The sequence below is a fragment of the Bythopirellula polymerisocia genome, from assembly GCF_007860015.1.
Lineage (GTDB): Bacteria > Planctomycetota > Planctomycetia > Pirellulales > Lacipirellulaceae > Bythopirellula > Bythopirellula polymerisocia.
Window position 1 is genome coordinate 1 of the sequence record NZ_SJPS01000010.1, and the last position, 22,667, is coordinate 22,667.

Annotated in this window: 13 protein-coding genes and 1 pseudogene; all 14 read right to left on the reverse strand. The window is 49.0% G+C overall.

The window, feature by feature from the left end:
• Positions 1–268: 268 nt before the first annotated feature.
• The 14 genes and pseudogenes from Pla144_RS25210 to Pla144_RS21750 all read right to left on the reverse strand — a co-directional run bounded on the left by Pla144_RS25210 (position 269) and on the right by Pla144_RS21750 (position 22,601).
• On the reverse strand, positions 269–826 hold the full coding sequence (locus Pla144_RS25210) for a discoidin domain-containing protein (protein ID WP_231936501.1): 558 nt from the start codon (positions 824–826) through the stop codon (positions 269–271).
• 162 nt (positions 827–988) lie between these two features.
• Positions 989–2,005 (reverse strand): annotated as a pseudogene (locus Pla144_RS25215) (alpha-L-fucosidase); the annotation flags it as partial.
• A gap of 255 nt (positions 2,006–2,260) precedes the next feature.
• The gene (locus Pla144_RS21695) at positions 2,261–3,709 is read right to left on the reverse strand and encodes an arylsulfatase B (protein ID WP_146452802.1); all 1,449 of its coding nucleotides are present in this window, start codon (positions 3,707–3,709) and stop codon (positions 2,261–2,263) included.
• Between the two features lie 144 nt (positions 3,710–3,853).
• Positions 3,854–4,741 carry a polysaccharide lyase gene (locus tag Pla144_RS21700; RefSeq protein ID WP_146452803.1) on the reverse strand — a complete coding sequence of 296 codons (888 nt, stop codon included), beginning with the start codon at positions 4,739–4,741 and terminating at the stop codon, positions 3,854–3,856.
• A 105-nt stretch (positions 4,742–4,846) separates the two neighbouring features.
• Positions 4,847–6,844 (reverse strand): malectin domain-containing carbohydrate-binding protein, encoded by a 1,998-nt coding sequence (locus Pla144_RS21705; RefSeq protein WP_197530919.1) that lies wholly within the window; start codon positions 6,842–6,844, stop codon positions 4,847–4,849.
• 85 nt (positions 6,845–6,929) lie between these two features.
• Positions 6,930–7,940: a hypothetical protein gene (locus Pla144_RS21710; RefSeq protein ID WP_146452805.1), complete on the reverse strand. Its 1,011-nt coding sequence runs from the start codon at positions 7,938–7,940 to the stop codon at positions 6,930–6,932.
• Between the two features lie 13 nt (positions 7,941–7,953).
• Positions 7,954–11,391 carry a glycoside hydrolase family 2 TIM barrel-domain containing protein gene (locus Pla144_RS21715; RefSeq protein ID WP_146452806.1) on the reverse strand — a complete coding sequence of 1,146 codons (3,438 nt, stop codon included), beginning with the start codon at positions 11,389–11,391 and terminating at the stop codon, positions 7,954–7,956.
• Between the two features lie 33 nt (positions 11,392–11,424).
• Positions 11,425–13,782 (reverse strand): hypothetical protein, encoded by a 2,358-nt coding sequence (locus Pla144_RS21720; RefSeq protein ID WP_146452807.1) that lies wholly within the window; start codon positions 13,780–13,782, stop codon positions 11,425–11,427.
• 96 nt (positions 13,783–13,878) lie between these two features.
• Positions 13,879–15,129: a PEP-CTERM sorting domain-containing protein gene (locus Pla144_RS21725; protein WP_146452808.1), complete on the reverse strand. Its 1,251-nt coding sequence runs from the start codon at positions 15,127–15,129 to the stop codon at positions 13,879–13,881.
• Between the two features lie 112 nt (positions 15,130–15,241).
• A complete protein-coding gene (locus Pla144_RS21730; protein ID WP_261342336.1) occupies positions 15,242–16,270 on the reverse strand; it encodes a DUF1559 domain-containing protein in 1,029 nt (342 codons plus the stop codon).
• A gap of 116 nt (positions 16,271–16,386) precedes the next feature.
• Positions 16,387–16,797, reverse strand: a complete 411-nt coding sequence (locus tag Pla144_RS21735) for a hypothetical protein (protein ID WP_146452810.1) — start codon at positions 16,795–16,797, stop codon at positions 16,387–16,389.
• 488 nt (positions 16,798–17,285) lie between these two features.
• Complete coding sequence (locus Pla144_RS21740) at positions 17,286–18,038, reverse strand: hypothetical protein (protein WP_197530921.1); 753 nt, start codon at positions 18,036–18,038, stop codon at positions 17,286–17,288.
• A gap of 158 nt (positions 18,039–18,196) precedes the next feature.
• On the reverse strand, positions 18,197–20,983 hold the full coding sequence (locus tag Pla144_RS21745) for a sulfatase-like hydrolase/transferase (protein WP_146452812.1): 2,787 nt from the start codon (positions 20,981–20,983) through the stop codon (positions 18,197–18,199).
• A gap of 127 nt (positions 20,984–21,110) precedes the next feature.
• Positions 21,111–22,601, reverse strand: coding sequence for a hypothetical protein (locus Pla144_RS21750; RefSeq protein WP_146452813.1), 1,491 nt, complete (start codon positions 22,599–22,601; stop codon positions 21,111–21,113).
• Positions 22,602–22,667: the final 66 nt, after the last annotated feature.

Sequence of the window (22,667 nt, forward strand, 5' to 3'; positions counted from 1 at the left end):
CTTGCCATCGTGGCAGTCTCCTGTCCTTGGTAGGGGTCGAATTAACACAAATCAATTCCTACCAAACAGGGACTGCCCGTTTCAAGCTAAACAAATCTGCGCAACTATTAGGACGTTATCATCTGTTTTCTGCGAGTAGGCGTTCGGTGAATAGAATGCATCGCCTAATAGCAATGAGGCCAAAAATGGCAATATAAGGCACAAGGAATTGCGCATAGGACATTCTATCAGCAGCTAGGACAAGTTTACGAAATAACATACCCGTTGTTTACTTTTGAGTATGTGGTGCAAAGAGCTGCAAGTCACATAAGTTAAGTCGAACTGCTCGCTTGCTGAATAAGACTTTCACGTATCGGGACTGGAATGGCGTAAATGACAGGACTGCAGGATCGCCAGGTGCCTTTCCGACTCGCTTAATCGCACTAACCCACTGACCATCCTTCTTGTAAAGAATCTCGAAAGAGTTTAGCGGGCACCACTCAGAAGACTGGGCGAGCATGGCATGACCGACCCATTTAGGTTGACCGAGATCAATCTCGATCCAACATTCTTTCTCGCTTTGGTCTGCTTCCCAGTAGCTATTGGGATCGGAATCAATAGCCTTAACTGGCCCATATTCCTCTTCGTCTTCTTTCAAGGTACTTGAGGCTGTAACGGTCTTGTTCAATGCTAGTGATATCTGGCCAGCTACAAGTGGTAATTCGAGAGCAGGGAGGTCGATGGCAATCGCGATGACGGTCGCCGCTTTTCTGTTCTGTTCTTTGGAAATTGAAAGATGAATCCCGTCGGAATCTTGCTTAAATCGTGCTTTTCCGCCTGCTAACATTCGCACCCCTTGTACTTTAGTATCAATTGGAGGCAGGCTAAGTTCACCAATGCTTGGATCGGTAATGAAGGCGTAAAAGGTTTTGTCTTTGCAAGTCGAAGCTCCCCAAGGCGCTGCAGTGTAGGGGCCGCCTCGTGTTCCGTAGACTGCTTCGCCATTCTCTTTCAACCAACCTCCAATTTCTAATAGGCGTTCGGCGTGCTTCGGGTCAATCGTGCCGTCAGCACGTGGCCCAATGTTTAGCAAGTAGTTGCCGTCACGGCCAATAGAGTAGATGAGTTGCTCGAGTAGTTCCCGAAAGGGTCGGACTACTATTTCTTCATCTCGGTAAATCCAGCCGGCAGTGGTGATTGTCGCGCAGGTCTCCCAAGGTTGATCGCGATTAAAGGCACCAACGCGTTTCTCTGTTGTTTTAAAATCACCAGGAAAGCCACCCCGAGGGTTCAGCATTATGTGCGGATGCTTTTTGCGCAACAAGGTTGCTACACGCTTTGGCGTGCCTTTCCACTTTTGAGCTGAGGCAGGCCCTATTCCGTCAAACCAGTGGACACTAAGCGGACCATAATTCTCAGCGAGCTCAAGCATTTGCATTTCGTAGAAGGTGTTGTATTCGTTATGGTTGTCGGTATCAAAAGCAGGATGGTACCAGTCTCGGGGAGACTAATACCATCCAAGTGCTAATCCTTTCTGTTGGCAAGCGTCGGCCAGCATTGCACAAACATCCTTTTTATAGGGTGTGCTCATAATGTCATAATCGGTAACAGCGCTATCGAACATAGAGAAGCCATCATGATGCTTGGCTGTGAACACGAGATATCGCATCCCCGCCTTTTGCGCTAGCTCGACCCACTTGATGGGGTCGTATTTGGTAGGGTTGAATTCTTTATAGAATTGGTCGTAAACTTCTGCTTCAACTTCTCCTGTGGTCTTAAAGCGGGAACGCCGAGCATGGCTATGAGGAAGATTGCGATCGGCAGAAGGTCCCCAATGAATAAACATCCCAAATCGCATGTTTCGCCATGCTTCGATGGTCGCTTCATCTGCGTTGACCGCGGTTTTACCCTCAAAGGTTTGAAACTCGGTGAGGGTCTCATCTGCTTGACTGGAACTTGCTGCAGAACATACTGCGAACAGCAAGGCAATGGTGAAGGATGATTTATAGTTTGGCTGTTCGGACATTTGCTAAAACTTTGAGCTTGAAAGGAAGAATAATATCTAATCTGTGCTGGAATTGCGGTTGCCTGATATGCCAAGGGCCTCTTTGTTGTCTAGGCAGACAAGCTACTGTTGATTAGCCTGCGCAATTAAAACCACCTGTTCCCACTGCTTCTGAGCTTTTCTCACTTTATGGTCCAGTGCTTACGAGAACTTTTAGTATTGTGCTCGCTCTCGCTCAGGACGTGGAATCGGTTGAAGAGGCTAGGTCTTAGTAGTCTATTCCGGAATCACAGACCAATCGGCTGGCGGCTCCCAGTCAGGTGACGCCGGCGCGCAGTAGGGTCGAGAGTCCCCCACACTTTTCCCATGTTCTCTCAGCCGTTTCCAGAGTGACTCAACTATATTGGGATATCGCTCTGCCAAATTGTTTATTTCATATGGATCCGAATCAATATCGAACAATTGAGCGAATAAGTCCGCCACCCCAAGGGGAACACCAGTAGGTGCTAACCGCCTGGGATAAACGATTAGTTTCCATTGATCCTTGCGGATGGCTCCCCGGCCGTTTGAATCAAAAACGTTATGCACGATTTCTCGGCTGGGAAGTGGTTTGTCATCAGCAATCGCCGGCCAGACGTCAAGGCCGTCCATTGGTTTCTTGGAATTTACCGTTCCTCCGGCAAGTTTTACTAGTGTAGGGAAAAAATCAACAATGTGGATTGGCTGTGAAATTGTCCGTGCCCCTTTTAGTTCGTTGGGCCACAACAGACATGCCGGGACCCTGATTCCACCTTCGTACAGCTTCCCCTTGTTTCCCCTGAGAGGAACATTGCTTGCGCCGTCGGTATGACCACCATTATCCGAGGCGAAAATTACGAGGGTATTGTCCGCCACTCCCTTTTCATCAAACGCCTTCAATATACTGCCAATCTGCTTATCCATTGCTGTCACCATGGCGGCATAAGTCTGCCGTTGCTTGTCTTGGATTGCAGAGTAAGATTCTAAATCTTCTGTTTTGGCTTGGATTGGCACGTGTGGCGCATTAAATGGCACGTACAAGAAAAGTGGCTGGCTGTTAAAGTCATGGTCTAGGACGATACTGACGGCACGAGATCCTATCAGATCCGTCGAGTATCCTTCCTCGTGGAGCGGAACATGATCGTTGTCGTTCCAGTCAAGAGTTTCATAGCCTACATGCGAGAAATAATCGATACTCCCGCCCAGGAGGCCATACTGTAAGTCAAACCCGCGTGAAGTAGGCCAGTAGGCTCTGCGAGCCAGTCCGAGATGCCACTTTCCAGTGATTGCTGTCTTATAGCCTGCATTCTTTAGGGCATTGGAAAGAAACGGCTCGTCCAGTGGAGCTCCGTGTTTGTGGTGCGGACGCAGAACACAGATCTGGCCTCCACATCGAAACGGGTAGCGTCCCGTCATCAAAGCGATGCGGGTTGGCGTGCAGGTAGGCTGGACATAGAAGTTATCAAGCACATATCCTCGCTCGGCCAACGAATCAATATTTGGCGTGCGAATCTCGCTGCCGTGAAACCCAACGTCCCCCCAGCCCAAATCGTCGGCTAAGAGAATAAGAATGTTAGGTCGCGGCGCGGCATGACACTGCATGGACTGAAGGGATTCGAGCACAGAAATCAGCAAAAACAATAGGAAACACCTACTCGTTGCATGTGCGAAAGCATTACAAGCAGCAGAAATGGTCATTTTGCTCATCTAAACAATATCCTTATCCAAATTGGTCAATTGCCGCCTAACACAAAACACTGTGGATAGCGGCGTTTCACTCGTCAGCTTCGCGATAAACCTTCCAGAACATACGGCCAGACTCGCCAGTGGCCAAATCTACAACTATGATTTCTAATCTGGTTGCAAAGGACCAATGTACCGTCGTGCGATTACAATGTTGTCAATGAAAAGATGATCTTCAGATGTCGCACGAGTTTTTCCGCCATGATAGACATTAAACCACGCCTTCTCGATCCTCAGTTTGTCAGTTTTTCGAAACTTGATATCTGTTTTTTCAAAGGCAATTTTCCCGTCCACCCACGCCCGAATAATTCCATTACTTGCGTCTGGTGAGTTGAGATGAAGGAATTGCTCAATACAGTACCACCGATTCTTCTCTAGCAAACCTCGATTCCCTAAGTCCCAGTGCCATGCGGAGCCGTATTGAGAAGTCATATCCGCATGGTAGCAATACGTGCCGATGGGCACTTTGTCATTCTTGATACGGCCGAAGGATCCCCGGGCAGACCATCCGTTGTACCCATTGGATGGTTTGCCTCCCCAGCCTGCGCGATTGTAGGTGCCGCCAAACCCTGGGAGCTTACCTCCCAGTCCATCCCAATCTTCACCAAACCGCAAATAGTAGCGAAAGTAAATAGCTTCCGGCTCAATACCTTCATTGTGCTTTGCAAAAAAGTATTCGAGCGAACCTCCGTAAAAGTCCCCGCTCTTAACCTCCATGGAGATAGCACGCCCATTAAGTGGCTTGAAAGACGCTATGTCAGTGTTTGCCTCGACTAGAGAGATCGCGTCGCTTGGCGCGTGAACTTCGAGATCGTCTGTCCATTGATCCCCCTCAAAATCAAAGGCGACGACGACGTCCTCGTCGGCAGCAATACCACGATCTGCTGGATAGCGAGCAGCAATTCCAAGTATTTGATCCGGATCCGCTTTCGCAGAGATGGGCTGTGCACTGCTAAGAATGAGCAGGAACACAGCAGCGAGAATTCGAAAACCCATTAATCCTCTCTGTCTTGCTAAATTCATTACGGTATTCAAATACATTTTCTAGTCCTGATCGGTTGCTAAGAGCATTACTAGTTCAGCCTGCTTGCTCAAGTTGTTTTAGAACGCAGTTAAATCGAACCCTAAGTCGTCGACTACTCGACGAAATCGTGAAACGGAAGGTGAATGAACGTCGCGGATGTTCCACAAAGTGAAGTTGCGCTCGTATTCGGGACGCGACTCTCGCTCATCGACATGAACTCCTACTATACTATTCGTCATTTTATACGAGCGTTCACAGTCTACACGTTCTGATTGGGCACCAAGTATATTCTCATTGGAAAACACATTCGACATTCGAATGGCACTCGTTTCAGCGACGCTGTCCTCGAAGATACTGAGAGCATTACCGCCGCCTAAGGAAAGCAGGCTTACCGTTGGAGACTCAAGAGCGGCAGTGGAAACAGTTGTATTCCCTGACGCGTTAATCCCTATGGTGAAGTTAAAGCTTGCGGCGATGTTGTTGTAGATGCCTCCAGGCATTCCGCCGTTGAGATTTACTGTTTGATTGAAAAGGCCAGGAATGACATCTCGCACCGCATTTATCCTACCGTTAGGAACTGTATTGCTCTCGATACGGACGGCAGTTGGATTGACGGTGGGAGTCCAGATATCGATGGATCCTTCGTGAATGTTGTTATCGTGTATCCACACATGTTCGAAAAGATGTGGGTCAACGTTTGTCTCGACTCGGCCAATGATGCCTGAGGTATGAAAGTCATTGTAGGCGACCTCGACATGATCAACATTCTTGATCTTCACCGAGTTGCCAGAGGCTGAGTCAGACCAGCCGCGTGCGGTGTTCGAGAGTACCTGTACGTTGCTGTCGTCATGGAGGTAGTAGCCGTGGTCTTCGTTGCCGGTTGTAATAGACCAACGTTCAATGTCGTTATGTTCAATAAGTCCTCCATTGGCTTTCCAGAACTCTAGCGCCTTCTTCAGTAAACCTTCAACTTTGTTGGAGCTGAAAATGTTACTGATACCTTGACCCATTCCTACCGCGTTAATATTTTCGCTGGTATTATTCCAACGGATGTAGTTGTTCTTTACGGTCGCATTATCGGTCACCCAAATCGCAAGTACTCGGTCGCTGCTGCTATACGTTTTTCCTTCGTAGCCATCAAAAATGGAGTTTTGGATCGTGAATCCGGTGCCACGATTGATATTTACGCCAGCATTGAGGAATGTTAGCCCGTCAAACGTCATACCCGTGTAATGGTTGTTATGCCCCTGCACCCACTTGTCGAATTGAATCCATTCAACGTCGGACTGATCGGTGAAGTCCAAGATCGTTTGCCCTGGCACCCCGCGGAGTGTCATGTTGGTTCGTTGGTTAGTGGAGTTGTCTAGTAAGGCATCAAGCTCTGCCGTGGAGAGTTTGTAGATTCCAGGCTGCAGCTCTACCACATCTCCCTTCTTGATTTGAGTGATACTTGTTGCAGTGAACGTCGAAGGATTAAATGACCGATCAACGTCGGTGTTTGCCTCAGCGATACGAATGCCCTGCAGAACCGCAATACTTGTTTGATTGATCAACTTGAGATCAAGCACTGAATTGTTTGAATCGACAACAAATGAGCGTCCTACGGCCACACTTTGCCCGCCCGTCTCGGCGAAGATATCAAAATTATCAAGTACGGTAGTACCTTCGATTTGCACATCAAATACGCGTTTACCTGCCGCATCTTTTGTCGGCTCGGAAAAATAGAGATCCACCCGGTACTTGCCAGGAGTCACGTTGAATAGATATTCCAGGTTCTCGCCACCGTTGTGATCATAACGCCAGCTGTCGAACACTGCGTCAGGTACTGTGTAATCTTTCGGATCGAGCGTCAGCATTGCTTGGTCCAAAAGATTGTCAGAGCGACCTGTGAAGTTTACAGAAGGATCGTTCGTATTAGACACATTCGTCGATGAATCGGTGTCGATAGCGAATGCAGCAGCAAAGTTTGCCGTGAAGCCAGCTCCAGAAGTGTCGTCTGAGAGCCAAGTGACCTCACCATCGCTGATCGTCGGACCGCCGACGTTCACCGCAAACAAGGGCATACTACTAAGCATGTATCTCTGCTCTAGTTTTTCGCATCCCAAGCGAGTCATATAGCCAGAAGCTGGGGTAGAGCGTCGAGTCGATTTATGTGATCGATTAAACACGATTCAAAGCTCTCCGAAATAAAAAGTTTCTGGTAGTCCGGGACATTCCCCAACCAACGCACAAGCATATTGGTACTGCAGCACCTGGTTCTGGCACAGTCGCTATTTCTGCGTAATTGAGCGGGCCTCCAGTGAACTCACGCTGCCAAATGAGAAAGTCCGCACCGTCGGAATCTCCGTCTCCATCGGCATCCGCAATGACTGTGCCAGTTGAACCGTAGTCAGTTATCCATATAACCAGATCTTCGTTGTCGACATCTAAATCTAAATCGAAATCTGCAGCTGCCGGAATTGTGACCGTCAGAGCTGCCGAGTCTGAAAAGTAATCCTGGAATGCAGCGTTAGTGCTATTCAAATCAAATTGAAAGGAAGAGCCATCAAGAAGAATTCCAGAAAGCATTATGTTGCGACTGCTGACCGGAAATGTCACGCCTGGCAAAAGGGATAGTAGAGAACCATTGAGTACGAAGGAAGAACCCAACAGATTAACCGTGCTGCCTCCTGCAGCATCGAACTCCCCTAAAAACGTTCCTCCGCGGAAGTTCACAACACTTCCGTTCAAAGCATCAAATCCTTGTCCTATCGATCCGCCCGTGATATTAATTTGGCTGCCACCGTTAGCGTCAAAAAAACTACCAATTGTTCCCCCGTTGATGTTGATGACGCTGTCATCAAACGCGTCAAAGAAATCTCCGACAGTGCCCCCGGTAACAGTGACGGTCGTACCTGCGTTGGCACTAAAGTTCTCGCCTGTTACACCGCCATTTATATTCACATTAATATTGGTGCTGCTTCCAGCAAAGCTGCCCGCGACAAAGTCGTCGGGAATGGTACCTGCCCCGAACAGATTGAGCTCCGTATTCGAATCGATAAACCCCGGAGCCGTCATGGGCGGAACATTAATCACGACGGCACGGCACAATTCGGGCATACAAGAAACGTAAGCACAAATCATGATCGCCGAGAGTTTGCCGTACTTCGATGTCAAGCCATAGTGTCGCACGTGTACTTCCCAGCTACTTTCTGCTCTTCCACTTCATTAAAAAAGACTCTTCTGTTGGAATTGTATCGTTATCGAAATCATACTGTTTCTGTAAAGAGTTCCGAATGTCCAGCCCTGTTGAGACATCAAGTATCTTCTGCTGATCGCTTGATTTCTTCATGGTTGTGTCTGATTTCTTAGACGATTGCTTTAAGTTTTGTGGAACACAGTCGATCACAAATGCATACTCATATTCCCCCTCCGAAGGAATGAGATATTCCTCATGAACCGGTAGACCCCAACTGTTGTCGCCGCCGACACCCATTTGAGAATAGTCGATATTAAGCGTGTTAAATCCTGAACGAGTGATTCGGTAAGAATACTTGTTGGACGTTAAATCTTCGAGTTGATAGGGCCAAGCACTCACGTTCAGGAGTCGTTGACGTGCCGAGATGCGCAACCCTTCTCCCGCCTCGTTAGTCAGTGTTATCCAACGAACATCAGCTCGATTGCCAGATTCCTGAGGTCGTGGATATTGATGAGCCCAAGAATCAACTTGTGCTCCATAGACGCCCACAGCGGCACTCGTCAGACGGTCTTGATAACTCTCGTGTGGGCCACGTCCGTACCAAGAGACATATTGAAAGTCGCGCGGGATTCGGAATGTCACGCCAATTCGCGGCGGCGAAGGTATCTTGTGCGGCAACTCCAGACGATAAGTGACGAGTAGCTGACATGAGGGCGACAGAAGGTACCTTAGATGAATTCGTCCTCCGATCTCAGGCAATTCGATCGTGGCCTCAACCGATGCAGACCGATTCTTCTCTTGCTTCGCGGTGACTGATTGACAGACTGCAGTTGAGGCTGCGCGTTCCCACAGTCCTAGTTGCTTTGGAAGCTCCCAGCCTAGGTCATTGTCGGTAGGAGCTCGCCAAAAACTCAAAGCCATTGGACCGGACAAGAGATTATTGTTCTCGTATTTCGCAGTCCAGAGCATGCCATCGCTTTTGCCAATAAGATACTCTACTTGTACCCCCGTGTTGTTTATCGCCGTTAGGCGATAACCGGCCGGTGATTCCTGCAAATCTATAGATGATGCAATTCCATCCAGCCTGATAAGGTTCCTAACACCGTGATACTCGCTTAACACGATTTGAGACCATCCAACGCAGAAGCCTGCTTTAGCCCATGCAGTGGCATACCGAAGTCGAAACTCAAACTTGATAAGGTAGTCGGAGTTATCGTTAGCCGGTAGAGGATCGTAGGGTGCGGAGATAATACGCGCACCCCCGGCCGGTACATGCAAGTTGGATACACGTCCATGTGAGACGACAACACCTTCTCGCATCAGTTCCCAACACAAATCTAAATAGTCTAAATCTAAAAATGCGTGCTTGTTAAGTATTTCAAATTCGCCGGTAGTGAGGCCACTCGCTCGGACTTCGACCGATTGGTAGACCTTCTTGACTTCGTAATAATGGGGGTGAGGGTTTCTGTCCGCATCGACTAAGCCATTCATGCAGAAATTACTGTTGTGAGGGAAGTCGCCAAATTCGCCTCCATAGGCAATGTAATCTCTACCGTCTGAATCAATTCGACGTAAACCCTGGTCTACCCAATCCCAAATACATCCGCCAATCAGCAGGTGCTCACTGTCAATCAAGTCCCAATAATCTTGAAGGTTGCCAACACTGTTTCCCATCGCATGTGCATATTCATTCATGAAAAACGGTTTGCCTGAAGGGTAAATACCGTGAGCCTCACTACTTGAGAGTTGGCCATCTTCGCCTTTTCGAATCGCTTCACCTTTCAGGTGCTTGGTGAGCCAATCGATCGTGGGATAAGTCTGGCTGTCCACATCGCACGGCAGATTCATGTCGGCGTATTGGATCGGGCGTTGCTCCGGGTCGAGTTGACGGCAGGTATCCGCCATCTTGATGAATGCACTGCCGTACCCTGCCTCATTTCCCAATGACCACATAACAACCGATGCATGTCCTCGGTCTCTTACAACCATCCGGCGCATTCGATCTACTACTGGTTCTCGCCATTCAGGCAGATCGCCGGGGAGGACATTCTTATGGTAACTTAAACCGTGTGATTCAACATTTGCTTCGTCCAGCAACATCAATCCATACTCATCGCACAGTTCGTACCAAGAGGGGTCATCGGGATAGTGACTAGTCCGCACCAGATTTATGTTCGCCTGCTTCATGAGTCGAATATCATCTACCATCGATTCGAGTGGAATATATCCGCCAAAGTCTGGATGATGTTCGTGCCGGTTCACTCCTTTGAGTTTCACTTCCTGGCCATTCAGCCGAAATCCTTGGTGATCGACTTCAACTTTTCTGAAGCCGACTTTCGCACTCTGTACTTCAAGCGTTTGGTCCCCCGCTTTTAATTCGACAATCGCCGTATATAGAATCGGTGTCTCATGCGACCATTTCTGGGGAGTCGCTATTCCGATTGGTGGCGAAACGATCTCCAGTTGATCGTCTGGGCCCATTTCTTCAACGCTGTGGCAATAGATTTCAGCTGTTTTGCCTACAGGTCTGTTGTTCGAATCGAATAGCTTCACTGAAAGAGATATATTTGGAACGGTATCGTCAAAACTATTATGAATAGTGCTGTTCAAGCGAATTGTGCCATCCCGATACTCGTCGTCTAGGTCGGTCGCAAGATAGACGTCCCACAGATGAGTCTGTGGTTTACAAAACAAGAATACATCACGAAAGATGCCGCTGAGCCGCCACATATCTTGGTCTTCGAGATAAGAGCCATCGCACCAACGATAGACCTCGCACGCGAGCACATTGTTTCCTGGGCGAACAAACGTGGTCACGTCGAAATCCGCCGGACAACGCGAACCTTGGCTGTACCCGACGCGTTTACCGTTTACCCATAGGTACATCGCAGACTTGGCACCTGCAAAGTGCAAGAATATCTTTCGCTCAGACCAATCGTCTGGTAGCACAAATTCCGTACGATACGAACCGACAGGATTTCGCAACTCGTAAGCGGTATATCTTTGGTCAGGCTCACTCGTGACTCGAGGCGGATCAACTTTGAAAACGTACCCATAATTCCGATAGATCGGCGTGCCATAACCCTGAGTTTGCCATGTGCCTGGTACCGCGATCTTATCCCATGCTGTTACGTCGTAATCCGTGCGAAAGAAGTCCTTCGGTCGAATCTCCGGACGCGGTGACCAATGAAAACTCCATTCTCCATTTAGTGATCGCACCCAAGGTGATAATTCGGCGCCACGATAATCGACCTTCATTGCGGTCTCAATATCTGGAGATGACCACCCGCTGGCCCGCGGCGGGAGTTTGTTGATGCCAATAACGCTTGGGTTCTCCCAGTCAACTATTTTATCGTTGCCGAAGCCTATTCCGCTTGGCGCAGAGCACAATAACAAGATGCCAAGTCGAAACCAGTGGCAATTTGTACGGGAATAGTGATTCATGCGAAGATCTTAGGTATCTAATATATGGCACGCTTAGCAGCGCTTGAAAAGAGAATTCCCTAGCAAACTTATAATCAGGACTAGCGTCAATGCATTCGGTTCCGGCACAGCAGCACTAGTAGCAGCCAATACGGTTGTGCCACCGTATTGGGATTGCCATATAGCAAGGTCAAAGGAATCGACGTCTCCATCGTGGTCTGCATCGCCGTTACTGAATGTAGTGCCTTGTCCAAATCCTCTTTGCCAGGCGAGAAAATCCGCTCCGTCGACAAAGCCGTCTCCGTTAAAGTCGGCGTCGTCAGGCAGTAAAGATTCGTCAACAACATTGACCAATAGATGAACCCAATCGATGGCGCGGTTGTTTGACAGGACTCCATTGAGCTGACCAGCTTGCAAGTACGTCAGATCTCCGAGAAGTTCTAAAGTCAGTACCTGCAATCCATTTTCAAAGATAGGTCCCCAACCCTCCGTGGTAAAACCAAGAGCACTCGAAGTCGAGTCGAGCCAGAGCAAATCGTCGTCACTGCTTGCGCCGCCGCGACGCTTCATTCCGATAGTTAGGACAGCTGACGTCACAACTTCCGTTGAGGCCAAATCATATTCAAGCGTAAACGGTACACGTCGGCCAAAAACGTCATCATCAAACTGCGTAATGGGTTGACTAGAGTGAAACGGACTGCTCAAGGAATCGATCGCCGTAAGCCAAGCGGGATCGACATAAACCTGATCCTCCGCATCCCCAGATTCCAGCTCGTCGAAATCCCCGACCCAGTACTCACGTGACTGCTCAAATGGAAACCGTTCGTTCTCCAGTCGCTGGGCAAAGTAAAGGCTGTCCAACGGATTCTCTAGATCGTTGAACTCGATCCGCTGGCCAAATGAATCAATCACCGCGCCATTGGGATCAGGGGAACTGCTGTCGCCGGTGGCCCCAATCAGATAATTGTTCGACCCGGGTGGGCTTGTGATCTGAAATTCAGGAGATTCGGAATTCCAGATAACAGTATGTCCGCCTCGCCAGCCATGGCTAATCGGATCGGAAGCACGGCGTGCCTCGAATCCGCTATCGTCGTGCAAGTTGTCGTACAGAGCACCGGTCGAATAGTTGGCATGGGGACCGCTACGCACAAAGCCATCTGTAGAAACGCCGTTAAAGAAAACATTAGGGCCACGATTGAAGCCGTTAAACGTGGAGTTATTGATGAAAGCCCGCCGAGCCGAGTCGACTTCGAGATTCTGCATCAGACTAAGTGAACCGTTGATATTAAATGCGTAGCGCCTACCGCCAGTGATTTCTGATACGGGGCTTAAGTACTTTGCATCCTGAACTGTTATCGATCGCGACACGATGCCGATTGCTACTGCCGAGCCACTGAGATGCTCGCCGGTGATGTCGGTGGCCCAAGAATCTTCCGCGTGTGAAAACTGCACAAAGTTCGATGCGTGATCCTCATCGTCAAATTGAGTCCTCCCGTCGTAAACGCCCGTCTCGCTGGCATCGAAGATGCTTGTGCCGCGAATCCCCTGAATACCCACATTGGACACACGTTTGTCAGTATAATGCTCGATGGTCCCGTTGCTCAACGGATCGATACTGTGTGACAGCGGAGCGTTAATGAAGACTCGATTGCCCTCAATCCGAGTGATTTGGCGCTCGTGCTGGAAAGTAAAGCGATCCCCCGAAGTGTTCCAGCCATAGTTCTCTCCAGATGGATCATCTGGAAAGTGTTCAGTCATGAAATCAAACCAGGCCTGAGTCGGTGTGCGCTTCACGTTAATCCAATCACCAACCTTAAAGCCATTAGTGTTGCTCACTCGGAAGCTTGTGACTCCGGCAGGAACCACTTTCTCTATAATATTGACTGCGGAACCCGAGCGGAAAAGATCGTTCGCATATTGGGTAAAGTTACCCACCTCAATCATATCGATTTGATTGGTAGAAATGGAGCGCAAGATTGTGTTTGATGCGGCAGAACTGCCATCGCCCACACCTCTCAAGATAACTCCGCTCGCGCCGATCTGCAGGGTATCGCTGATGTCGTATTGTCCCGCCGCGAGCTGAACTACTCCACGATAGCCATTCACGTTCAACGGCATGGACGAGACTTGATTAATCGCAGCTTGTATCTGGGCACGATTATCACCAGCTATCGGGGCGACATGAACGAACTGAAGAGGGTTAACAATATTCTCAGGGTTCGGAATTGGCGCACCCATCTTGTATCCTGCCATGGAGTAGTCCAAGATACGATCACCCCGATGATCCATCTGATAGACTAGCCGTCCACTTTGACCATAGTTAGCCCACTGGCTAGTTTGTGCGCACAGGCAGGCCGGTTGCCCAGCAAAGGCAAACATCAGTATACCAGCGATCTTCAGGATGCTATTCACTTTCTTCGCTCGCTCTCGAATCCCTTAATACATACACAGCGTGATCGACAAGAAGTCAATCACGCTGTGTCGATCATTCTCGAATCTAGGTATCGTTTACCGAACTCTTCGCCGAGCTGCAAACGCTGCTAAACCCAGAACAAAGAGTACCGCCGCCCCCGGCTCGGGCACGGCAGAAACGGCACTCAGCGGCAATGCCGAGGTATTCATGTATATGCCACTGCCAAAAGTGAGTGGGTTGCCCAGATTATTGGGGTCAAATTCGTCAGGACCTTTGATCGAAAAGTGGCGATTCGGTGCAAATGCCCCTGCAAGGACGACAAGATTGAACTCCCGCACCCCAGCGTTATAAAGTGCCAAAAAATCTACCGTAGTAAGATTATTAGCTGTCGGAAAGAGGCCACCATTAACGTTCTGTGCAATCACTTTGTGAGTATTCGGTTCAATAATGATATCCTCGGAGGAGGAACCGTAGTTGGCGGTCCAGTCAGCAAGATCGTTTGCATCAAGCGGGCCGGTAGGTGAGTTTCCTCGCTGCCACACCAAAAAGTCAGCCCCGTCGACCCTGTCGTCAGCGTTGAAGTCCCCAATGCCTGTAAAGCCAGTCCTCGGATCGTCTCCAATAAGGCTACCTACAGTACCGTTACGACTTGGCCCGAAAAGGATTTGGGCATTGTCGGTGCTCCCTGTTCGGTCGTCATCGATTACCGTTGAGATATTACCGAGATTTATATTTTCAGCAGCGTTCGTGTAAGACAGGAGCACATCGTAGGTACGATCATGGCCGGTTGGCCAATCAATATTTAAATTTGCTTCCAGAGCGTCGAGCTGCAATCCGTTGTTAGAGAGATAATTACCCAAGATTGTGAGATCAAAATTCCACTGGATAGCACCCGCACGGCTTTGGTTATTTCCTGTATATTCAAAAAATCCATCCATGCCCGGGTCACTTGTAGTTGCAAATCGACTGAAATTCGTAATACGTGTGCTATTTGAAAAAGATTCTACCGCAAAGTCTCTATCTTGTTGTAAGAACAATGGATCGACGTTCTCATTTCTCCAACCTTCGACGATCCCATTGGCCTCGGCAGACAATCCAGTGAATGTTGTTGCCAGACCTTCTAAATCCGTCCCATCAAAGGCGGCGATTGTGCGAGTGCCAACGGAAAAGGTTTCCAATTTGGGCCCTCTGTCCGGATCAGCCGAGAGGGGGTCTCTCTCCCAGGTCCCGTCAGTTACAACAAAATCTACGATTTGAGTGGTTGCTGTTTGCCCGTAAGTTTGCAGTCCATTCAATGCCGCACAGCAGACAGAACAAATAAGCAACAGGTTCTTTAGACTAGACATAGAAAATTCCCTCGCATTCCAAAAACAAGTTGATAGACTCACGCCAATACCTCATAAAGTAAGACTACTTATTCTGATTCAGTGATTTACAATTCGAGTTCAAATCTTGATTTCAATAATCAGAAGTGATTGCCTCTCCACGGTTGATTGTACCCAAGGCCTGCCAGACCAACGGGTCAATGTCATCATTGACGAAGTGCCCAGAAGCGTCGCACAACATCATATTTACGCCACCAGGATGCTCACTTCGTGCGGCGTAATTTCCTGTTCCGCTCCAGACTCCACATTCGATTTCAGTCGGAAGATTAGGTACCATGGCGGTAGAAAATCCCCAGGTCTGAGTGTTGACTCCGTAAAACCAAGATTCACCACGAGGATTAAACGGCGATCCAAAAGTCGGAGGTGCCAACCCTTGCCGGCAAAGATTGTAACCAGCCCCGGCACCTACCTGACGCACGTCGGGTCGACCTATGAGACACTCTGAAATAGCCACCGTGTTGCTAGTGCCATCTGCAACATTGCGGATTTCTGTCTTGCTGTCGATAAAGAATAATCCATCCGGTTTTGAATCGGGGTAGGCTGAGCCCATTTTATTGATGTTAATAGTGCCATTATCAAGAGTACTCGATCCGTAGCAGGCGACGAAATTCGTGGGCTCGTTATCCCACTGCCAGCTCGCTGGGGCACCCTTCCAGGTGCGATCGGCCCTTCCCGAGTCGCTTGGACACAAGACGATATCGAGTGGCGTTTTGCGAATAACTGCATTGTTTCGCGCCGCATAATCTTCGCCGAATTCAACAAATTGGGCGATGACTCCTTGTTCGTAATACGGCAGTAGATGGGCCAACCAACTCGTATTGGGCCCGTAGTAGTTGCTGTCGCCATTAGTGTCGAGTCCTCGGACGGAACCACCTGGGAAATAGCCGATTGCATCGTGGTGGTTCATCAGGGCTATAGAACACTGCCTCATTTGATTGACGCATTGCATGCGCCGCGCGGCCTCTCGAGCAGATTGCACTGCCGGTAGCAGCAATCCGACTAATACGCCGATGATCGCAATCACGACCAAAAGTTCGACTAGCGTAAAACCTGAGTGCCTGATTGTTCTATGCTTGCAAAGGCATAACCATCTGCAGGTCATACTGAACCCGGGCGCTCTGACTACTATATCCTTTCGCAATTTGTTTCCCCTCATATTAGAGCCAACTCTTCTAAGTAGTCTATAATGCCACAAAGACTCAATAGGCGTTTGAGCTACTACTTCTCCAGCAAGAAATCGTGTTTATTCTCACCTTCAACGAGTGCAACCGTTAGCTTGGTTTCGTAGTTATATTTTGGCGGAAGGTACTCAACGATCTCCTTTACCTGCCTGTCATTTCCTGGTCCTTGGGTGTCAGGACTTTTAACAAATCGTCCCGTCTCCTTCTCACCAAATATTCTAACCGTATACTCCCCCGGAAGCAGATCTTTGGTCTCAGAAACGGTGTATTCGCCATTATTCAATTCGACAGCCACCGCACTGCCTTCACGAGGCTGAAACTGGACGTAACCTTTTTCAACTCGCTTCCCGCTGTATTCGACCACCCCCGACACAGTCAAACCGCGGCCGCAACCTGCTAAAGCTACTGCCAGAAGTATGGCAGCAACCAAACCAGAACTCTTCGACATCCTTTGTTCCTTCTAGATTTTCAACCTGCATTACAGGCAGCCCCGCTGCCCCACGGGGACCGCACTGCTAAACTAAACCAAGCGACTACGCCGGACTGTTGTAAACACAGTAATTCCTGCTGCTAATACTATTAAGCAATCCGCTACACAAGATGATGGCAAAGGCACAAATAAACGGCACTATTACACGGCTCCTCACCAGACAAGTCCCCCCTCATCAAAAACGGAAAGCGGCGTGAAAAGCAGATGCACAAGCTCCTTCCAGGAAGACGTTGGCCCTGCAAAGGCGGTACAGTCGTCCCTCTAATAAGATATTGTGCCCGGATCTGAGATTTTACCGGAACAATTCCTGCTTGCTGGCTTAAAAAGCCGTTTTCCTTGGGAAATTCTGCTTCTAGAGCGGGAAGAACTGGGGCCGAGCCAACACTCTGCAAGTGGCTTAAAAGGAGGTGTGGGCTACCGGGCCTGCAAGCGATAAACGCCGAGATTTACTTTCGGAGTATTATCACGTTTTTCAACAATATTGAGGCAATCTCATGTCCTGTTCCCCGAATCCGAAGAATAACTTTACCCTTGTCGTGAGGATCAGGATCTTTCACGCAGACGATTGCTTTTCCGTTGATTTTGTACCACAGCTGATCGCCCTCTTTGCCCGCTTCCACATGATAGTATTGTCCTGTTCGCATAATATTTTTCTGCGATGTTACTAGCGCTGAGTTTCCTGGCAAAGGATAACGGCGAATGAAAGGTCCTGGTTTATTATGGGCCGCATTATGAGCAACCATCATGTACATGTTCAATGTTTCGAACATGACTTTTGCATTTCCATCATAATCTTTCGGGAAAGTTAGTGCTCCGTCCGGACGATTGCTGGCCGCCAGATTGGTAATCAATACCGTTGCTGGGCGCAATACCATCACATCGTAACCGACTACAACATTCCTTCCGTAGATCTCGGGACTCACCAACATGAATCCTTTAGAATCTTCAACCTCTGACATCACCAGCTGGTCATGATCAATCGTCAATCGCCCACTACCCACTATCTGCCATTTCTTAAGCTGCGCGGCGCTGAATTGTTGAGACTGATAGCCTCTTGCCAGTAGCTCTCTTCTTTCAGTACTCTGCTCTGAACAGCTTGCTGATTCAATTCCAAAAGAAATCTGAACCAACATGTTAAACAGAAGCGACAATTGCATCGAGTTAAGCATTGGTATATAGGTGCTTGAAAGAGGCTGCATTGTCGACTAACTAGGGATGTAATTGATATCCGAGGCGACGGGAGTGTGAATTAGATACTGTCTCTACTAGAGCAACTCTGTGCTAGCTGATCAGTGCGAAGTCGGCTCCATTGGAAAGCTAATGCTGCATCATTTCGTTGGTGTTTTCGATCAAAACGTTAGCTTCTCCGCAATCGGCTTACCGAAAGTGAAATACTGCCAACAGCTACTAATAACAAAGACGACGGCTCAGGAACACCTTGCAACATGGCTGCGAATGCCCCTGCTCCGTTTGCGGCAGTGAAAAACTCTTTAAAGAGCACAAAATCTCGACGATCAATGATTAGATCTCCGTTTAGATCTCCATATTGTCGGGCTTGGCTTAGTGACACATGCGACATGTAGGAGTAAAGATTAGACTGCAGTATTTTCCAGTCGGCTGCATTGACCACACCGTCGAAAGTGAAATCGCCGTCCACAAGGAAAAAGCTGGAGAGTACCTCTAACTCAATCGAACCAACGTTGTGCTGGATAGAGAAGATGTCATTTCCATCAAGGTCTTTCGGAGAATCGAGCAGGAACGTGCCGTACATGGAATTCGCAGTGATTATTTCGAACACTTGACCGACTTGCGGCGAGTAAGAACCTCCTATCACGACCTTCAACGTACCTCCAGCGGTCAGGTTTCCAGCAATCTGGACAACATCGAATTCAGCACCTGCTATGAGACCCTCTATCTCGATTTCGAGCACACCGACGTTCTGTGTGTAGTCACCGGCAATGGCTGTGACGGCGGGAGAATTGCCTGGCGCGAATGTCCCGCCATTGTTCACCAGACTACCTACGACACTCGGTGTCTTGAGTGTTCCGCCATTGAATTGAAAGATTCCACCGGCTGCGATGTTGAGTTCACTAACAGCAAGAGAACCGGCAGCCATCACTATGGCACCTTGCTGGACATCTAGAGTACCACCAAAAGTGTTATTGCCCGTCAGAGTGACGCTACTGGTGCCTATTTTTGTAATACTACGATCCTCAGAAAAAGCCGTGATATCGCCGTTGATATTAAACGTCAGGCCACTATTTCCTGTGATCGTCAAATCGTCGAAAAGAATCAAGTCCGTATCGATGTTAAAGGTGAATTCCGCGCCGCTCGCCTTGGTGCTGTTAAGTTGAATCGTGGGGCCTTGACCTTGCAAGTTGTCGACTAGCAGCACGTCATTACCATTAATGGTGCCAGACCGATTGACACCTCCCGAGAAAGTTCCGTCGAACCTGAGTTCGTTCAGCATGTAGGTGAGCGTTGTTGAGCGAGTCATATTGTTCGTTGCTATGTAGCTCGTGTCGTTGCGGGGTCGAAACTCTAAGATAGCATTTGGGTAAGCGTCATTCGGCTGCATTGTGCTGTTGTTACTTGTGCCTGCTTCTTGCCAAATGTTAGTATTGCTCCAATTCCCACTGGTGGTTTGATTCTCGCGGTAGACAAAGTGGTCGAATCGATTTGAGACTCTGCCACTATCTTGACTTTGCTTACTCATTTCAGCTTCCCAAGCAGTGAAGTCCACGAGAAGTTCCTGGAATTTCTCCGGATTTTGTGCACTCAGATCGACGAACTCACCCGAACCATTAGCAGCCAGCTGCACCAACTGAATGGGTGCACCATTGTTACCTGACAATAGCTTCCAGTCCCCCTTTCGGATGGCCCAGTCATCCCCCCCTTTCCGCCAAGCGAGCATTTCATGGGGATCGCCAGTCAGTTGTCCCGTCAAAAATGGTGTTAAGTCCACGCCATCAGTAGGCGTGGACATGGTCTCTCCGGCGGCGCTGATGAAGGTGGGAAACAGATCGCGTGTGGTCACCGGACTATCAAAATCGCCTATCAGGAACTGGCCAGGATTGTTGGGGTCAGGCATGCGCATGAGGAACGGAACCCGAATTCCTCCCTCAAACGACTCCCCTTTATTTCCCCGCAGGGGGCCGTTGTCGTGGCTGGGGGTTCCACCGTTATCGTTGGCAAAGACAATGATAGTTTTATCAGCAACAGAATCGCTCGTATCCCCATCGCCATTGGGATCATTGATGCGATCAAGCACATTTCCGACGGCTCGATCCATGGCAAAAACAAGGGCAGCAATTTTCCTTTCACTAGCGCTCAAGGATGTGCCATTGAATTCATCAATATCCTGCTGTTTCGCTAGGGTCAGAGGGCTATGTGGCGACGAAAACGGCAGATAGAGAAAAAAAGGATCGGGATCTCCCGCATGGTTGGCGATAAACTTGGAAGCCTCGTCGCCAAACGCGTCGGTCACATGGCGACCCTTGCCGGCCGAGTCCAAGGGAATGTTGTTAAACGAGGCTTCACTTGTCCAGTTACGCACACCATTCCCATCGCGGATTTGTTTGCCAGCAGTTGTTTCGGTACCAAAATAGCCTCGCGAACCTTCCCACATCCCGTAAAACTCATCGACTCCTTGGTTCTGAGGTTGTTTAGCCAGCTCAAGACCGAGATGCCATTTGCCTACCACGCCTGTAGTGTAACCAAGCTGCTGGAATCTCTCGGTCATCATCACCTGGTTGGTCGGCATTCCATCATTGGAGTCATCGATATTGGAAATATTGAATTCATAACCAAAGCGCTGCTGATATTGGCCCGTCAATAATCCAGCTCGCGAGGGACTACAAGTAGATGCGCTTACATAGCCATTCGAGAAGCGAATGCCTTGCTGGGCCAATGAGTCGAGATTGGGAGTTTTAAACTCTGTGGTCTGTCCCGTAAGGGAATCTTGAAATCCAAAGTCGGCGTAACCCGCGTCGTCAGCCAAGAGAACCACTATGTTAGGACCGCCGGCAGCATGGCCCCTTGGGGTAAATCCGTTTGCCCAGAAAAGGACGAGCAGGCAATGCACAATCGCCAATCGATCACAGCGAATACTTCGATTCGGCTCAAAGCAACCACTTGGTACCATTTTTTGACGATCCTTTTCTCAAGTTACTAGATCAATTCGAGTCACGAACGGAGCGCGTATCACTCACATCAAAATCCTGAATTCCTTCATTGCTGGTATTTGGCAATTAGGTAAACAGATGGAGTTGCTAGGGATGTTGAAGCTGGGATTGGGATTTGCAGTCCAACCCCTCGTATTGTAAAACGTCTGCCCTCCGTCTCGAAAGAGCAACGGCTGCATATGCCAGACTGCAAGTTGCCAGCAGAACGAATGAATTAGGTTCGGGTACAGCTCCAACGGCACTCAGTGATGTTACGTAACTCACATCGCCAGTCACAAAATCATTACTACCAGCTCCAGCGACATGGTACTCGAATGAGAGAATTTCAGATCCACCGGGCGTGAAAAGCTTGCCCAAGCCGACGGGAGCGCTGGATGTGATATTTGAACTGCCCGTCAAGTGGGTCTCAAATAAAAGTGTATCTGAAACCGTATCTCCCTCCTCCCAGCCATTGCCGTCAAAATGCTGGTCTTCCAGGCTAACCCAGCCACTAGTAACTGCACTGGAGCCAACTTCTCGCTGCCAAATGAGGAAGTCACGACCGTCGGAATCGCCATCATTGTCAGCATCACCGTCCGCAGTTGCACCATATGCGCTCTGCCATGTACTGAGGTCAGTGCTGTCGACATCACCATCGGGCTGAAAGTCAGCGTCAAACCCTGGGATCAGATCACCCGAGGAACTGCGAATTTCGTAGTAGTCTATAGCTATGGGCGCTGCGTTTGGGTTGTTCAACGTCACTAAACCTGTAGTTGTGTTGACGACAAGTCCCAACGGTTGAGGCACCCCACCTACAAGTCCAATGGTTGTCTTCGTTGTCCCGTCCCAGTTGATGTCGAAATCAGAGACTAACGCGGCTGCTCCTCCGAGAGTGATGCCTCCATTATTTATGAAGTCTTCGAAGTTACTCGTAAAGTCCAAGCCACCGTTAAGAATTGAAAGCACTCCGGTACTGCCCACGGTGAAATTAAGGACGCTTCCATTCTCGATACTAAAACCATTGGCACTTATAGTTCCTGCTGACAATGTATACGTAGCCGTTCCCCCTTTGGCGAGATTCCCTAGTTCAAAGTCTGTGACTGCAGTAACGGTTCCGCCAGATTGATTAACTATTCCGATGCCTGCACGGGCTACTTTGAATTGGGAAGCTATACTTAGGACAGCAGAATCAAGGATGTTAATCGTTGTAGTGACCCCATTATCGTTACGCGCTGGAGCAATCGCGCCTGTAGACGTATAGGAACTGGACCCCTTGAATGTAAGCGTAGCATCATCGATCTGAGAGTTTGGCCCGGTAAGCGTCGAAGTCCCCTCGAAAGTGATGTCTTTTCCATTGAGGTCGAGGGCGGCGTCATAGGTCACGTTGAAACCCGTAGGAACAGTCCCAGCATTACCTACGTTATCAGGCACACCAAAATCCCAGTTCCCAGCGTTGTCGACCTCACTATTAGCTCCATCGGCATCGTTGAAAGTGGTCGCCGCATTGACCTCCTTGGCGAAGCAGAGTAAGCAAGTGAACAAGAAAAACAAGGGAAGGCTAGTCGTCAAATAAGATAAAAAGGAGGGAATACTTTTCATGGCTCTATGTCCCTTGGTGAGATTTTTGGTCCGAACAAATCACGGTTTGCTCGTTTCGATGGAAGA

Coding starts and splice junctions, on each gene's coding strand:
- Pla144_RS21740 (WP_197530921.1), bottom strand. CDS start 18,038: ATGCAGCCTCTTTCAAGCACCTATATACCAATGCTTAACTCGATGCAA.
- Pla144_RS21715 (WP_146452806.1), bottom strand. CDS start 11,391: ATGAATCACTATTCCCGTACAAATTGCCACTGGTTTCGACTTGGCATC.
- Pla144_RS21705 (WP_197530919.1), bottom strand. CDS start 6,844: ATGCTTAGTAGTATGCCCTTGTTTGCGGTGAACGTCGGCGGTCCGACG.
- Pla144_RS21730 (WP_261342336.1), bottom strand. CDS start 16,270: ATGACCTGCAGATGGTTATGCCTTTGCAAGCATAGAACAATCAGGCAC.
- Pla144_RS25210 (WP_231936501.1), bottom strand. CDS start 826: ATGTTAGCAGGCGGAAAAGCACGATTTAAGCAAGATTCCGACGGGATT.
- Pla144_RS21725 (WP_146452808.1), bottom strand. CDS start 15,129: ATGTCTAGTCTAAAGAACCTGTTGCTTATTTGTTCTGTCTGCTGTGCG.
- Pla144_RS21750 (WP_146452813.1), bottom strand. CDS start 22,601: ATGAAAAGTATTCCCTCCTTTTTATCTTATTTGACGACTAGCCTTCCC.
- Pla144_RS21735 (WP_146452810.1), bottom strand. CDS start 16,797: ATGTCGAAGAGTTCTGGTTTGGTTGCTGCCATACTTCTGGCAGTAGCT.
- Pla144_RS21695 (WP_146452802.1), bottom strand. CDS start 3,709: ATGAGCAAAATGACCATTTCTGCTGCTTGTAATGCTTTCGCACATGCA.
- Pla144_RS21745 (WP_146452812.1), bottom strand. CDS start 20,983: ATGGTACCAAGTGGTTGCTTTGAGCCGAATCGAAGTATTCGCTGTGAT.
- Pla144_RS21700 (WP_146452803.1), bottom strand. CDS start 4,741: ATGGGTTTTCGAATTCTCGCTGCTGTGTTCCTGCTCATTCTTAGCAGT.